11 protein-coding genes are annotated in these 14,830 nt (G+C 39.5%); 10 read left to right on the top strand and 1 reads right to left on the bottom strand.

Going from position 1 to position 14,830, the window contains the following annotated elements; all coding sequences use genetic code 11:
• Positions 1–32: 32 nt before the first annotated feature.
• Positions 33–746 (bottom strand): IclR family transcriptional regulator, encoded by a 714-nt coding sequence (locus tag PSF31_RS04470; protein ID WP_096863333.1) that lies wholly within the window; start codon positions 744–746, stop codon positions 33–35.
• Between the two features lie 494 nt (positions 747–1,240).
• Between PSF31_RS04470 and galE the strand changes: the two genes are divergently transcribed.
• The 10 genes from galE (at position 1,241) to fhuB (ending at position 14,758) form a co-directional block, all read left to right on the top strand.
• Positions 1,241–2,266 (top strand): UDP-glucose 4-epimerase GalE, encoded by a 1,026-nt coding sequence (gene galE / locus PSF31_RS04465; RefSeq protein WP_096863334.1) that lies wholly within the window; start codon positions 1,241–1,243, stop codon positions 2,264–2,266.
• Between the two features lie 12 nt (positions 2,267–2,278).
• Positions 2,279–3,343 (top strand): UDP-glucose--hexose-1-phosphate uridylyltransferase, encoded by a 1,065-nt coding sequence (locus tag PSF31_RS04460; RefSeq protein WP_096863335.1) that lies wholly within the window; start codon positions 2,279–2,281, stop codon positions 3,341–3,343.
• Between the two features lie 68 nt (positions 3,344–3,411).
• Entirely contained in the window at positions 3,412–4,566 is a 1,155-nt protein-coding gene (galK, locus tag PSF31_RS04455) for a galactokinase (protein ID WP_004261683.1), read from the top strand.
• A gap of 35 nt (positions 4,567–4,601) precedes the next feature.
• A complete protein-coding gene (gene galM / locus PSF31_RS04450; protein WP_096863336.1) occupies positions 4,602–5,633 on the top strand; it encodes a galactose-1-epimerase in 1,032 nt (343 codons plus the stop codon).
• A 153-nt stretch (positions 5,634–5,786) separates the two neighbouring features.
• Positions 5,787–6,791 carry a substrate-binding domain-containing protein gene (locus PSF31_RS04445; protein WP_004261677.1) on the top strand — a complete coding sequence of 335 codons (1,005 nt, stop codon included), beginning with the start codon at positions 5,787–5,789 and terminating at the stop codon, positions 6,789–6,791.
• A 263-nt stretch (positions 6,792–7,054) separates the two neighbouring features.
• A complete protein-coding gene (locus PSF31_RS04440; protein WP_094962103.1) occupies positions 7,055–8,686 on the top strand; it encodes a sodium/sugar symporter in 1,632 nt (543 codons plus the stop codon).
• 288 nt (positions 8,687–8,974) lie between these two features.
• Entirely contained in the window at positions 8,975–11,050 is a 2,076-nt protein-coding gene (locus PSF31_RS04435; protein ID WP_096863337.1) for a TonB-dependent siderophore receptor, read from the top strand.
• Between the two features lie 48 nt (positions 11,051–11,098).
• Positions 11,099–11,881 (top strand): ABC transporter ATP-binding protein, encoded by a 783-nt coding sequence (locus tag PSF31_RS04430; RefSeq protein ID WP_004261670.1) that lies wholly within the window; start codon positions 11,099–11,101, stop codon positions 11,879–11,881.
• Positions 11,872–12,798 (top strand): ABC transporter substrate-binding protein, encoded by a 927-nt coding sequence (locus PSF31_RS04425; RefSeq protein WP_004261668.1) that lies wholly within the window; start codon positions 11,872–11,874, stop codon positions 12,796–12,798. Before PSF31_RS04430 ends, PSF31_RS04425 begins: the two co-directional genes overlap by 10 nt.
• Entirely contained in the window at positions 12,788–14,758 is a 1,971-nt protein-coding gene (gene fhuB, locus PSF31_RS04420; protein ID WP_096863338.1) for a Fe(3+)-hydroxamate ABC transporter permease FhuB, read from the top strand. Before PSF31_RS04425 ends, fhuB begins: the two co-directional genes overlap by 11 nt.
• Positions 14,759–14,830 lie beyond the last annotated feature (72 nt).

The following is a 14,830-nucleotide window of genomic DNA, read 5'->3' as shown; positions in this document are numbered from 1 at the left end:
ACTGCTTTTTATCTTATTATTTCACCATGGATTTAAAATATGGTAGATAATTTACTGGCTGTGGATTTTAATAATGGATAATACTCGGTTAAATTTTTACTTTGGCTTGATGCTGCAATGCATAACGAGCCTAATACCCCTTTTTCAAAAGAAAATATAGGAACGGATAACCCTTGTGTTCCTGCTAAATAAGCTTCTTTTGAATATGCATATCCTTCTTCAGCATAGAGACTTAATTGCTTTTTTAATAAGGTGTTATTTTGCAAATTATGTTTAGAAAGATATTCATCAATATATGAAATATCCATTGAGCTTAAAATGATTTGTGTAAATGGGGCTTCATGCAAGCTCAACGCTTCTCCTTCTTTAGATGTAAAGCGGATAAGATGGTCACTTTCTAAAATGAAATTACAAATAGCGATATCATTGTAACGGCGATAAATAAATATGGTTTCATGTGTTTTATCAGCGAGAGGGCGTAAGTAGTCACTCGCTAATTGTGAAAACTGGCGTGTGTTATTGGCTAAATGACCGATTTCAATACACCGCAAGCCTAATAAATATTCTTTATTTTTATTTTTTTGTAAGAAACCTTGCTCTTCTAGAATATTAAAACCCCGCTGTACGACGGAAGGGCTCTTATCAAGATGACGAGCTAACTCACGTATTCCCCATATGGGCTTGTTGATTGAAAAGTAATCTAACAAGGTTAATACGAAACCAGCAGATTGTAGTCGGTTATTCATAGCTTCCCCTGTTTATAATTAATTGAATTAGCACTATTGTTATATTTTTGTTCCTTATACGGGAACAGTGTGCCGTTTGGTAATACAAACATATTTAGATGAAACAATATGCAAAGTAAATGGTTTGTTGCATCTGTGTTAAGTAGGTCACTAAAACAGTTCTTATCATTTATCTTTTTTTTCTTGCTTTCTCCATAACTATTTGAAATTAATCTATTTTTTTTATTCTTTAGCTGTTCCTACTAGCGAAACAATCAAAAAGACGCAAATGGATAAATGAGTTATTGGTGAAAACAGGAGAATTTGTTTACCTTGAATGATCTTTTCCTGATGCGATTTATTTATGTGAGAAATAGATTATTTTATATTTTTGTGTAAACGTTTACACTAAGTCGAGATTGATCACAGAATCTTATATAAACTCGTTGTTATACTCGGTAGCAATGACAAGTTGGAAGACAGAATGCAATTTAAGCAGTATTGGGGGAAGAGAGATGCAACAGGTTGAAATTCTCGTTACAGGCGGGCTCGGGTATATCGGTAGTCATACTTGTGTTCAATTGATAAAGGCTGGGCTATCACCAGTTATTATTGATAATTTGTGTAATGCAAAGCTAGAAGTGCTTAATCGTATTGAAAGATTAACCGGTGTGCGCCCAGTATTTTATCAGTGTGATGTTCGAAATGAGCAACAGCTAGCCCACATTTTTTCTTCTCATCAATTTCATTCAGTTATTCATTTTGCAGGGCTAAAAGCGGTTGGTGAATCAGTAGAAAACCCCCTTAAATACTATGATGTTAATTTCAATGGGACATTGGTATTAATGCGCTGTATGCAGGAAGCGAACGTGAAAAGTTTGATTTTTAGTTCGTCAGCAACGGTATATGGCGAGCCCAGTAGTTTACCTATCACCGAAGAGTTCCCAACGGGTAATACGCAAAGCCCTTATGGCACCAGCAAGTATATGGTTGAGCGTTGTTTATCTGATTTATTTCACTCAGACCCGTCATGGTCATTAACATTATTACGTTATTTCAACCCTGTAGGTGCTCATCCATCGGGTTTGATGGGAGAAGACCCACAAGGGATCCCAAATAATTTAACACCTTATATTACCCAAGTTGCAGTAGGGAAAAGAGAAAAATTGGTGATTTATGGAAACGATTACCCTACGGTGGATGGGACGGGGGTTCGGGATTATATTCATGTCATGGATTTAGCTGATGGCCATGTTGCTGCTCTACAAAAGGTTGGTAATCAAGCAGGGTTACATTGCTACAATTTGGGTACGGGGAACGGCACCAGTGTTTTGCAAATGTTACATGCATTTGAAAAAGCAGTTGGAAAAGCCATTCCTTATGTGATTGAACCACGTCGTGCTGGGGATATTGCGGAATACTGGTCAACACCAGAAAAAGCGCACCATGAACTAGGATGGCAAGCGGAGCGAACTCTTGAGGATATGGCGACTGACAGTTGGCGTTGGCAATCAAATAATCCCAATGGTTATGAAGTTTAGGAGATGCATGAGATGAATATTTTGCCTTTTAACCCTTCGGATTGCCCTCATCGTCGCTATAACCCATTAACAGGCCAGTGGGTGTTAGTGTCCCCTCATCGAGCAAAACGCCCGTGGAGCGGCAAAGATGAAAAACCATCAATAGAAAATTTACCTCAATATGATGAGCATTGCTTCTTGTGCCCTGGTAATACAAGGGTTTCCGGGGAAGTGAATCCTAACTACCAAGGGACTTATGTATTCCAGAATGACCATGGTGCGCTATTAGCACAACCCTGCGCTCAACCTGATAATCAATCTGAATTGTTTCAATCACAATCGGTGAGTGGGGTTAGTCGAGTGATTTGCTTTTCGCCTGATCACAGTAAAACACTGCCAGAGTTGTCTGTGCCTGAAATTGAAGGTGTTATCGAAACATGGCAGCAACAAGTTGCTGAGTTAAGTGAACGTTATGCTTGGGTTCAGGTTTTTGAAAATAAAGGGGAAATAATGGGGTGCTCTCAGCCTCATCCTCATGGACAAATTTGGGCAAGTGATTTTTTACCTAATGAAATTGCACGTAAGGACCATTTTCTCACGCAATATTATCAACGTCATGGCAGCAACTTATTAATTGACTATATTAAAGCTGAGCAACAAGATGGCTCACGAATTGTTGTTGAAACTGAAGAATGGATTGCACTTGTTCCTTATTGGGCTGCTTGGCCATTTGAAACCCTGTTATTGCCAAAACAGCATATTCGCCGTATGGATGAAATGAATGAAGCCATTCGCGCAGACCTTGCTATTGCTCTAAAAAAACTCACAAGCCGTTACGATAATCTATTTCATTGCTCTTTCCCATATTCAATGGGATGGCACTTTGCACCTTTTATTAATGAAAGCCAAAGTATCGATCACTGGCAACTACATGCCTTATTTTATCCGCCATTACTGCGCTCAGCGACGGTAAAAAAATTCATGGTGGGGTATGAAATGTTAGCTGAAACTCAGCGAGACCTGACACCAGAACAGGCCGCACAACGTTTACGTGATGTGAGTGACTGCCATTATAAACAAAGTCAAACTACTAAATAATTCATCAAATTATAATTAACTTAGCTGTTTGCTGGGTTAACCAAATTACGCATTAAGGATAATTAAAAATGGAAACGTTAAAGCAAACTGTCGCCTCGTCGTTTGAAAAAACCTTTGGTTATCAACCTGAAATTTATGTTCAAGCGCCGGGGCGAGTGAATATTATCGGTGAACATACGGATTATAATGATGGCTTTGTTTTGCCTTGTGCGATTGATTACCAAACGATGACCGCAGCGGCTAAACGTGATGATCGTATCATCCGAGTCGTTGCGGCTGACTACCATAATGAATGTGACGAATTCAGTTTGGATAGCGAAATTGCATTTTTGCCTGAAAAAATGTGGGCAAACTATATTCGCGGTGTCGTGAAGTTTCTCTTACAAAGAGGGCTTTTATTCAATGGTTGCGATATTGCAGTCAGTGGTAATGTGCCGCAAGGCGCGGGGTTAAGTTCTTCAGCCTCACTCGAAGTTGTGATTGGACAAACACTTAAGGCTTTGTATCAATTAGATATTAGCCAGCAAGATATCGCGCTTAATGGCCAACAAGCTGAGAACCAATTTGTTGGTTGTAACTGCGGTATTATGGACCAACTGATTTCAGCGTGTGGTGATGAAGGCCATGCTCTATTGATTGATTGCCGCAGTTTGGCGCTATTTCCTATTTCCATACCTGATGATCTGGTTGTGATGATAATCAACTCAAATAAGCAACGGGGTTTGGTTGGAAGTGAATACAATACACGCCGCCAACAATGTGAAGAAGCTGCTAATTTGTTTGGGGTGAAAGCGTTACGTGACATCACATTTGATGAGTTTTTACAGAAGCAACATCTATTATCGCCTATCGTTGCTAAGCGAGCCAAACACGTGATCAGTGAAAACGAACGTACTTTAGCGGCAGCAAAAGCATTAACACAAAATGATTTATTGCAGTTAAGTGAGTTAATGGCGCAATCCCATATTTCTATGCGTGATGATTTCGAAATCACCGTCAAAGAAATTGATACCTTAGTGGATATCGTTAAGTCCGTTTTAGGTGTTCAGGGTGGGGTACGAATGACAGGAGGAGGCTTTGGTGGCTGTGTGGTTGCACTGATGCAGCAGCAATGTGTTCAACCGGTGATTGACGCGGTAGAAGCGCAATACCAGAAAATGACAGGCCTACAAGCCGATATTTATGTTTGCCAGCCAAGCTCAGGTGCAAGTGTGGTAAGTTAAAACCAAATTAATAAATTGAAAAAAGTTGATATAACATGCTGTTTAATCAAGAAAAAAATCAGACGCCCAAAGTCGTAGAGTTAACCAATAAAAATGACATGAAAATTGTCCTGACAAGTTTAGGGGCAAGCTGGGTAAGTTGCATTTTGCCGCTAATACATGGGAAACGAGATGTGGTTCTAGGTTCACCAAATATGGATAAACAAAAGGAACAAGACGTGTATTTGGGCGCGACAGTCGGGCGCGTAGCTAACCGTATAGCGAATGCACGTTTTTCTATTCATGGTGAAAATTATTCAGTATCAGCCAATCAAGAGCCGCATTGTTTACATGGTGGGCAGGACAATTTTAGTTATCGGATTTGGGCCATATCACAACCTAGTACTCAACAGGCTATTTTTTCACTCATTTCACCCGACGGTGACCAAGGTTTTCCCGGGGAATTGAAAGTTGAGGTAAGTTATGAATTAACGGATGAAAATCAAGTAATTATCCGTTATAAGCACCAAGCTACAAAGGCCTGTCCTGTAAACCTAACCAACCATACTTATTTTAATTTGGCGGGTGAAGGTAGTGAAAAGACAGCGCTAGATCATGCTCTTACGATTTACAGTGACTGTTATTTACCCACAGATAAAGCAGGGATCCCTAGCGGAGAGTGGCGTAATGTCACTGGTAGTTATTTTGATTTTCGCCAAAGCAAACTCATTGGCCGTGACTTTCTACAAGATCACGACCAAATTTCTGCTGGGGGATATGACCACACTTTTATGCTAGATGCAGCCCGTATTGATGGGCGGCAAACGGTGGCATCGTTGAGTGCTCCTGAGGGAGACGTAAAGATGAATATTTCTACAACGATGCCCTCTATGCAGTTGTATACAGGGAATTATTTAGTTTCAGTTGCGGGTAAAACTAAATCTTATACGCCTTTTTCTGGGGTTGCATTTGAAACACAGTTTCCACCTGATGCTGTTAATCACCCTGAATGGGGAGAACGATACAGCCCGATTTCACAGCCTAATCAAATTTATTGTAGTGAAACCTGCTATCAATTTATTTTCTAAATCTATATATGATTAACACCGCATCTAAGCGGTGTTTTCTTTTTTGCACGATAAACCCATTATTTTACTTTAAATAATTTTAATATGCGTTATGCCATTGTTTTTAATTCTAGCTCATTGTTTAATAAGCCATCCTAATTGTAGAGGTGCACAATGGCGACAATCAAAGATGTGGCAAAAGAAGCAGGTGTTTCGGTTGCAACTGTTTCTCGAGTGATTAACCAATCACCGAAGGCAAGCCAAGCTTCTATTGCATCAGTAAAGAGTGCAATGAATAAGCTAGGTTATCGTCCCAATGCCGCTGCGCGAGCTCTTGTGAACCAAAGTTCAAATACCATTGGGGTGTTAGTTAACGATGTTTCCGACCCTTTTTTTGGCGTTATGGTCAAAGCCGTTGATGCCGTAGCGCATAAAAATGGTAAACATATTCTGATTTGTAATGGTTACCATAATGCCAAGGAAGAGCGCCAATCGATTGAGTTGTTGATTAACAACCGCTGTGATGCTTTGGTTATCCACTCTAAAGCCCTGGATGATGCTGAACTGCTTCAATATGCAAAAGAAGTCCCAAGTATGGTACTGATCAACCGCCATATTGATGAAATTGCAACCCGTTGTATTTCTTTAAATAACTACAAGGGCGCATATTTAGCGACAGAACATCTTATTCGACATGGGCATACTAAAATTGCGTACATTTCATCAAATCACCAAATTGAGGATGCGGTACAGCGTTTACAGGGTTATCGAGATGCGTTAAAAAATAATGGTATTCAACTGTCTGATAGTTATATTGAATATGGCGCTCCTTATGGGGAAGGTGGGGAGCAAGCGATGACTAACTTACTGATAAAATCACTCGAAATCACAGCGGTCGTGGGTTACAACGATTTTATGGCCGCGGGAGCCATCGCGGTATTAGATGAAAATGAAATTCACTCACCAGAACAGGTCTCGGTTATTGGTTTTGATGATGTGTTGATTGCCCGCTACATCCATCCACGCTTAACAACAATTCGTTATCCTATCCAAATGATGGCAGAAAAAGCCACACAACTAGCACTTTCTTTAGCGAGAGGGGAAAAAACGACAGGTGAAAGTTTGATTTACTCTCCGACATTGGTTCAACGTAATTCAGTTAGGCCTTTGCACGCCTAAGTATTTTATAGGCCATAGCGTTACGAAAATAAGTGTAAACGTTTTCATTAATATTTGATGAACTTCACGAATTTATTAAAATCTAGATTACTTCCTGGTACCTTCTCTTCTATCACCTATGAAAATTTACATTAATTTCTGCTATTTAGTCCATTAAGTTAATTCTTTAGAGGATATTGTGAAAATATGTGATTCATCTAACGGTGATATTTTGTGGTAACGTTTACACTTGCTTTGTTATCACTTGGCGAAGGAATTTGATTATGCAAACTGAAGGGGTTGGGCTAAGCACATTAGATTACGGAATATTCATTCTGTATGTGCTTGTCATTATTAGTGTTGGTCTTTGGGTTTCTCGAGATAAAAAAGGACAAAAGAAAGGTACAAAAGACTATTTTCTAGCAGGAAAAACATTACCTTGGTGGGCTATTGGTTCTTCACTGATTGCGGCAAATATATCAGCAGAGCAATTTATTGGTATGTCGGGCTCTGGTTTTTCAATAGGTTTGGCTATCGCATCCTATGAATGGATGGCAGCACTAACACTGATCATTGTCGCAAAATACTTCATGCCCGTGTTTATTGATAAAGGTATTTTTACCATTCCAGAGTTTGTTGAAAAACGTTTCAATAAAACGTTAAAAACAATCTTAGCCGTATTTTGGTTGGCATTATTTATCTTTGTTAATTTAACTTCAGTTCTCTATTTAGGGTCGTTAGCATTACAAACAATCCTAGGTATTCCAATGCATTATGCTATTTTCGGCTTAGCATTATTTGCAGTGATTTACTCTCTTTATGGCGGGCTATCTGCGGTTGCGTGGACGGATGTTGTACAAGTTTTCTTCTTAATTTTAGGCGGCTTTTTAACCACGATAATGGCGGTGAGCTATATTGGCGGTGATGCGGGGTTATTCGCAGGTATGAGCCGTATGGCAAGTGAAGCGCCTGCGCATTTTGAAATGATTTTAAGCCAAGACAACCCTCAGTTTAGCAATTTACCCGGTATTGCCGTGTTAATTGGCGGTTTATGGGTTGCCAATTTATATTACTGGGGCTTCAACCAATATATTATTCAACGTGCATTAGCCGCTAAGTCTATTAATGAAGCACAAAAAGGCTTGGTTTTCGCCGCATTTCTCAAACTTATTGTCCCAATCCTTGTTGTCGTACCGGGTATTGCGGCATTTGTGATAGTTTCTGACCCTGCATTACTGGCGGGATTAGGAACGATGGCACAAGAACATATGCCAACATTGGCCCAAGCGGACAAAGCTTACCCATGGTTAACACAATTCTTACCCGTAGGCGCTAAAGGGGTTGTGTTTGCGGCATTAGCTGCGGCTATCGTTTCTTCTTTAGCTTCCATGTTGAACTCAGTGGCAACTATTTTCACCATGGATATCTACAAAGAATACATTGCTCCATCAACCGCGGACCATAAATTAGTGAATGTCGGGCGGATTAGTGCAGTTGTTGCGTTAATCGTCGCATGCTTCATCGCCCCATTACTGGGTAACATTGGACAAGCTTTCCAATATATTCAGGAATATACCGGGTTAGTTAGCCCAGGTATCTTAGCGGTATTCTTATTAGGTCTATTTTGGAAGAAAACCAATGCGAAAGGCGCGATTATCGGTGTGCTGCTCTCAATTCCGTTTGCATTATTCTTAAAACTAATGCCGTTAGGTATGCCATTCCTTGACCAAATGATGTACACCTTCTTCTTTACTGCGGTGGTGATTGGTTTAATTAGCCTGACAACGGCAAAAGAAGATGACTGTGAAGGGGCTATTATCCTAACGTCGGAGACTTTTAAAACATCGACAGGCTTCAATATCGCATCATACGCAATTATGGTTATCTTATGTGTGCTATATGCGCTGTTCTGGTAATCCAAAACTTCTAACAAGCTGATAAGTAAAATGATAGCACGAGGCGGGAAAGGTCATTCCCGCCTTATTTTTTGCGTTTGTTAACTTAAATAATGACCTAATACTCGCATCGAGATCATTTTCGTTATTCTTGACTAATAATCTCCCTTCCTTATGTATGGTTAATTGTGTTTAATCTGATTTTTTTAATAACTATTTGTTATAAGCAAATATGCCAAATTGATTTTAATTTGACTTATTTTTAGGAATAATACTGAGACTTATTATTATTATCATTGGAACTATTTTGTGAAAAATTTAGGTTTATTTCGTTTACATCAGGTTGCCATTTTCACCCTATTAGCGCTGGCTGTTCAAAACCAATCCATGGCAAATGAACAAAATAGCGACAAAAAAGACTCTTTCATTGTCAGTGCACAAGCACTCAAAGTGAATACTGCGCTGCAAGAAACGCCAAAATCTGTTTCAATTATTACGGAACAAGATTTGACCATACATGCTCCGCAAAAAATTGATGAAGCACTTCGCTATACCTCGGGGGTTGTTGCACAACCTTATGGGGCTGATAATGATACGGACTGGTTCAAAGTTCGCGGTTTTGATGCCGCAACTTATTTAGATAATAGCCGGTTATATCGAGATGGCTACTACACTTGGCTACTTGAACCTTATGGATTGGAAAGTATTGAAGTCGTGAAGGGGTCATCAGCCGTTCTCTTTGGCGAATCCACTCCTGGAGGCGCTGTTAATTTAGTAACGAAAAAGCCATCTATTAATGCTAAAAATGAAATATTTTTAGAAGCGGGTAATAACGATCATCAAGCGCTAGGCTTTGATCTTTCTACAGCATCAGCCGATGCAGGTGCCCGCTACCGTTTAGTGGGAACGATGAAAAAATCGGATGGGGAACTCAAAGGCACGGATAATAAACGTATTTATCTGGCGCCAAGTGCGGCATTTGACTTGTCTGATCAGACTGTACTTACGTTAATGGGGACGTATCTGCACGATGATGGTACGCCCACGAATCCTTTTTTCCCAGCGGCGGGAACATTAATTCACTCTAATTACGGTAAAATTAAGCCATCAACCAATTTAGGTGAGCCTGATTACGATAAATACAAGCGGACTCAGTTCTCAGTGGGTTATTTATTAGAACATCAATTTAATGATGAGTGGCGTTTTGCGCAGCGTGTAAATTATGGTTACAACGACCTAACACTCAGAAGTGTTTATGCTTTCTTTAATGCAGACCCTACCGTGCAGGAATTGGGGCAAGGTATTGTTTTTCGCGATGGTAAAAACCAAAGTTTTAGTTTTGATAACAATATCGTCGGTGAATGGGATAGTGAGCGGTTTGAAAATACCTTACTTGCGGGTATTGAATTCCAATATCATCAAACCAAAGGCGATGAACAGGATAATTATGCTTTTGGTAAAATTAACCCGTGGAAGCCAGTTTATGGGCACTATACCCCACTTGACCCATCAAATAACATTCATCGCACTATTGATAAAACACAAGCTAGTATTTATTCACAATACCAAACAAAGCTTGATAGCAAATGGATTGGGGTCGTTGGTGCACGTTATGATTGGGTAAAAACTGAAAATAAAGCACATAAAAAAGCAGAAGATGAGTCTAGAAATGATGGGCAGATGAGTTTAAATGCGGGTTTAATGTATATTGCTGACAATGGTATTTCACCTTATTTAAATTACTCTCAATCTTTTGAAGTTCAATCGACAATCGACCCAACAACCCAAAAACTGTATAAACCACTTAAAGGTGAGCAATTTGAAGCAGGTATCAAATATACACCTTATTTTATGGATGGTTATTGGAATATTGCTTGGTTCGATATCGAACAAAAAAATGCGTTAGTCACAACTCCTGAACACCCTGTTGCAACACAAACAGGTAAAGTCACTTCACAAGGTATAGAAACAGAACTATTTGCAAGTGTTACTGATAATTGGGATATTAAAGCGACATACACTTATACCAATGCGAAAACAGATCAAACAGGTGGTAAGGGACGTAAACAGGCTGGTACGATCCCCAAACATATGGCGACTGTCTGGACTGACTACGAAATTCCAATCGTGAGTAACCAGTCGTTAAAACTCGGAACTGGTATTCGCTATTATGGTCAATCAAAGGATAACCCAGCAAGCAGCAACCTTTCTGTTCCTAGTGCGACGCTCTGGGATATGGCCGCGATATATCAATTATCGAACAATTGGCAGTTCCAGTTCAATATGAATAACATCCTCAATAAAGAGTATGTTTCATCCTGTGATACCTGGTGCTATTACGGCCAATCGCGCTCATTTGTGTTACAAACAAAGTACACTTGGTAATTTTAAAAAAGGCATGCTAATAATGTTGGCATGCCTTGAGTCCTTTCTATGTTTCGATTAGCAAATATTAATATCGTTCGCGATCATCGTTCTATTTTATCTATAGATTCGTTAAATATACCCACAACAGAACTCACAGTGGTTCTTGGTCATAATGGTTCAGGAAAATCTACACTGGTTAATCTCCTTTCTGGGCAGATGGCACCGGATAGCGGGCAAATTGATTTAAATGGCACGAGTCTTTCTCAATATAAAACGAAAGAATTAGCGCAGAAAATCGCATATTTGCCACAAAAACTGCCAGCCTCAGCGGGGCTGTCTGTGAAAGAACTTGTGCGGTTAGGGCGTTTTCCGTGGCGAGGTGCACTTGGTCGCTGGCAAGCTGACGATGAAATTATTATCCAACAAGCGATGGAGAAAGCTGGGGTTGAGGGGTTTTCCGCGAACTTAGCGGACAACTTGTCTGGTGGAGAGCGCCAGCGCGCATGGGTTGCCATGTTACTTGCTCAACAATCACCAGTTTTAATACTGGATGAACCGACTTCTGCATTAGATATTCACCATCAATACCAGTTAATGAATTTATTGAGTGAGCTTAATAAAGTTCATGGGATTGGTGTGATTGTGATCCTTCATGACCTCAACCTTTCTTTACGGTATGCAACACACATCGTGGCATTAAAAAAAGGGAAAATAGAATTTGAGGGAAAAAGCGTTCTTCTCCATGATGAAGCAAGGCTATCGTCACTCTACGATACTCCGATTAAATTAATACCACACCCTAGTTTTCCAGAGTCAGAACATCATAGGGTTGCTATCGTATGCGCTTAAGAATCAATTTGCTTGGCCTTATTTTATTAACAAGTACATTAGTATGCTCATTTTATACACGGGCTTATTCTGTTACGGACAGTCGTGGTATTGTCGAGTTCAATTCGCCGCCTCAGCGCGTTGTGGTTTTAGATTGGGATTTGCTGGAACAGCTATTAACGCTTGAAATTACGCCTGTTGGGGCCACGGAATTAGAGAGTTACAAGCAATGGGTTGTTGACCCAGCTGTTCCTTCTTCGGTCAAAGAGGTGGGTACGCGAGCTGAGCCTAATTTAGAGCAAATTGCCGCATTGAAACCTGATGTTATTATTGCAAGTAGCGCGCAAGAAGATTTACTGCCTTTATTGGAAAAAATAGCGCCAGTCGTTTATTTATCAAATTTTGCACGTCAAGATGATTCAGGGCTTGTAGCCATTGCTCATTTTAAAACGTTGGCTCGCTTATTTGAGAAGACGTCTTTTGCCGATGAATATTTAGTGAAAATGGATAAACGTTTTGCTGAATTAAGATCACAACTTGAACGTGCTTTTACAACGAAACCAAGTGTTGCTGTTATCCGGTTTTCAAGTTTAAGCACTATTTTTCTTTATACTGAGAATTCAACACTCAATTATGTTCTTGAACAGCTTGCATTAAAGCCTGCTATTTTAGTCCCCGCACGTCCTTGGGGAATAGAGCAGAGACGAATAAATTCATTGCAGTTTATAAATGATGGGTACGTGTTATACATCAAACCATTTGTAGAAGAAAAAAAACTGAATGATTCCATATTATGGCAGTCGATGCCTTTTGTTAAACAAGGGCGGATAAATAGTGTTCGTCCCGTTTGGAATTATGGTGGTGTCTTTTCCTTGCAATTAATGGCGGAAGCATTAACAGAAAGCTTATTACAGGTTGCTCCTCATAATGACAACTAAACAGCACTCAATACTATTTTTTGTATTAATGGTGATCGCGCTGATTAACCTTCAGCTCGAACCTGGGGTTACACTCAGTCAGCAATTATTTTTAGTTATTCATCCAGCTTCAGCCGATACATTTGCTGATTATTTTTATTTATATGGCCAATTACCACGCCTTGCTATGGCATTATTAGTGGGAGCAACTTTTGGTTTATTGGGCAGTTTGATGCAGCAATTAACACAAAATAATCTTACTTCACCACTAACGTTAGGTTCATCATCCGGTGCTTGGTTAGCATTAGTGGTAGTCAATATTTGGTTTAGTAACGAGATTGGGTTATATCAAACGCTAGCTGCGATGGTGGGAGCATTACTTGCATTTGGTTTAGTAATATTAATTGCAGGTATTCGTAATATGACAGGCATTCCGTTAGTTGTTTCAGGAATGGTCATAAATATTTTGTTTGGTGCTATAGCGACTGCATTAATTACATTAAATTCGCAATTTGCACAAAATATTTTTATGTGGGGAGCAGGAAATTTAGCGCAAGATGGTTGGCAAAAAGTGGTTGGTTTATTACCTTTATTGTTCCCTGTTATTATTATTATCTGTTTCGCCCCACGTATTTTGACATTATTGAAATTAGGCCATGAGGGGGCTAAAGCTCGAGGCTTATCCGTTTTACCAACTTTTTTACTTTTTATTGTTTTAGCATCTTGGTTAGTAGCGGCGACTATTTCAACTGTAGGGGTTATTAGTTTTATTGGTTTATTAGCTCCAAATATAGTACGGCGAATGGGTAATATGAGTACAAGGCAAGAGTTATTAAATAGTGCAGTTGTAGGGGCTATTTTATTGCTTCTTGCAGACAGCGGGGCAATCGCACTAACAAATTACCTTAATATTGTGGTTCCTACGGGTGTAATGACAGCTGCTATTGGTGCTCCTTTATTGATCTGGTTTAGCCGCCGAACAATGACAGCCCAAGATCAATTATCGATAGGGTTATTACCAACAAAAATAATACTTTCTAAAACCACGGTATCTATTCTTATTTTATTGTTAGTAAGTGGAGTTGTATTTTCCCTTTGCTTACAAACGAATGGTGAACAATATTATTGGCAACTGCCGTCAAGTTTTCAATGGGATATTAAATGGCCTCGTTTATTAGCGGCGACATTTGCTGGATTAGCATTGAGTATTGCGGGGGTTTTATTACAAAGGATTATTTATAACCCGTTGGCCAGCCCAGATATTTTAGGGGTTTCTTCAGGGGCTACAGCGGCACTCGTTCTATTTAGCCTACTATTAGGCACGGCTATTCAAACCTCATTTTGGGGTGTTGCTTTAATCGGGAGCCTGATTGTATTAGGAATATTGTTATACCTAGGTAAACGGCACCAATACGCACCAGCAAGTTTAATTTTGACAGGGATCTGCCTAACGGCAACGTTAGAAGCTTTTGTTCAGTTCTTTTTAGCTCAAGGGACATTGAGTAGCTATCGGATATTATTATGGCTTTCAGGCTCAACTTATCGTGTGGAAGGGCAACAGGCCATTATTTTTTCTATCAGTGTTGTTGTGTTAACGATATTAGCGATCACGTTAAATCGTTGGCTAGTTTTATTATCAATTAGTCGAACATTTGCACAGGGAAGAGGACTAAATTCACAATTAGCGACTATATTGCTATTAATCTTAGTTGCATTATTGTGTGCCTTTGTCACTTCCACTGTTGGCCCCATTGCATTTCTTGGTTTAGTTGCACCCCATATGGCTTTTTTAGTTGGCGCTAAAAAGGCGAAACAACAACTTATTATTAGTGGGTTAATCGGTAGTATATTAATGGTTTGGGCAGATTGGCTAGGCCAAATTATTATTTATCCAACACAGATTGCAGCTGGAATTTTTGTCGCTATTTTAGGTGGTGGATATTTTTTATTGCTGATGGCGATGAATAAAATCAAGTCATAATTTATGGTGTAAATGTGGTTAGTTAAAGCCTTACTCAAGGCGAGTTAACTAACACTAAACAATGAATTTTGG

This window comes from Providencia sp. PROV156 (genome assembly GCF_028480905.1).
GTDB lineage: Bacteria > Pseudomonadota > Gammaproteobacteria > Enterobacterales > Enterobacteriaceae > Providencia > Providencia hangzhouensis.
This window is presented reverse-complemented; position numbering and strand designations above follow the sequence as displayed.

What these genes read in the sequence shown, in the direction of transcription:
- galE (WP_096863334.1), top strand. Translation starts at nt 1,241, where the DNA reads ATGCAACAGGTTGAAATTCTCGTTACAGGCGGGCTCGGGTATATCGGT.
- galM (WP_096863336.1), top strand. Translation starts at nt 4,602, where the DNA reads ATGCTGTTTAATCAAGAAAAAAATCAGACGCCCAAAGTCGTAGAGTTA.
- PSF31_RS04430 (WP_004261670.1), top strand. Translation starts at nt 11,099, where the DNA reads ATGTTTCGATTAGCAAATATTAATATCGTTCGCGATCATCGTTCTATT.
- PSF31_RS04470 (WP_096863333.1), bottom strand. Translation starts at nt 746, where the DNA reads ATGAATAACCGACTACAATCTGCTGGTTTCGTATTAACCTTGTTAGAT.
- PSF31_RS04445 (WP_004261677.1), top strand. Translation starts at nt 5,787, where the DNA reads ATGGCGACAATCAAAGATGTGGCAAAAGAAGCAGGTGTTTCGGTTGCA.
- PSF31_RS04440 (WP_094962103.1), top strand. Translation starts at nt 7,055, where the DNA reads ATGCAAACTGAAGGGGTTGGGCTAAGCACATTAGATTACGGAATATTC.
- galK (WP_004261683.1), top strand. Translation starts at nt 3,412, where the DNA reads ATGGAAACGTTAAAGCAAACTGTCGCCTCGTCGTTTGAAAAAACCTTT.
- fhuB (WP_096863338.1), top strand. Translation starts at nt 12,788, where the DNA reads ATGACAACTAAACAGCACTCAATACTATTTTTTGTATTAATGGTGATC.
- PSF31_RS04425 (WP_004261668.1), top strand. Translation starts at nt 11,872, where the DNA reads ATGCGCTTAAGAATCAATTTGCTTGGCCTTATTTTATTAACAAGTACA.
- PSF31_RS04460 (WP_096863335.1), top strand. Translation starts at nt 2,279, where the DNA reads ATGAATATTTTGCCTTTTAACCCTTCGGATTGCCCTCATCGTCGCTAT.